The following is a 309-nucleotide window of genomic DNA, read 5'->3' on the forward strand; positions in this document are numbered from 1 at the left end:
TTGCCGTTTGGCGTCAACGGCCATTCATGCACCACCATCAAGACACTGGGTACCATATACTCGGGTAACTGTGCTGCTAACGCTGTTTTCACTTGATCTATCAAGCTCGTCTGATCACCGTCGTCTAACGCCGCTGGTGAATGCATATAACCCACCAGTTGCTGGCTTCCGGCTAGCTCCTTGGCCATCACTAAGGCTGACTCAACACCCGCTTGTTCTGCTAATTGTGTTTCAATCTCGCCTAGCTCAATTCTAAACCCTCGGATTTTAACCTGATCATCTGTACGACCCATAAAGGCCAACTCACCA

Annotated in this window: 1 protein-coding gene; it reads right to left on the reverse strand. The window is 49.5% G+C overall.

Annotated elements, in window-relative coordinates:
- The coding region (locus J8L98_RS24730; RefSeq protein ID WP_210998701.1) for a hypothetical protein at positions 1 to 309 on the reverse strand (309 nt) is incomplete at both ends.

The sequence above is a fragment of the Pseudoalteromonas sp. MMG013 genome (assembly GCF_018100885.1).
Taxonomy (GTDB): domain Bacteria; phylum Pseudomonadota; class Gammaproteobacteria; order Enterobacterales; family Alteromonadaceae; genus Pseudoalteromonas; species Pseudoalteromonas aurantia.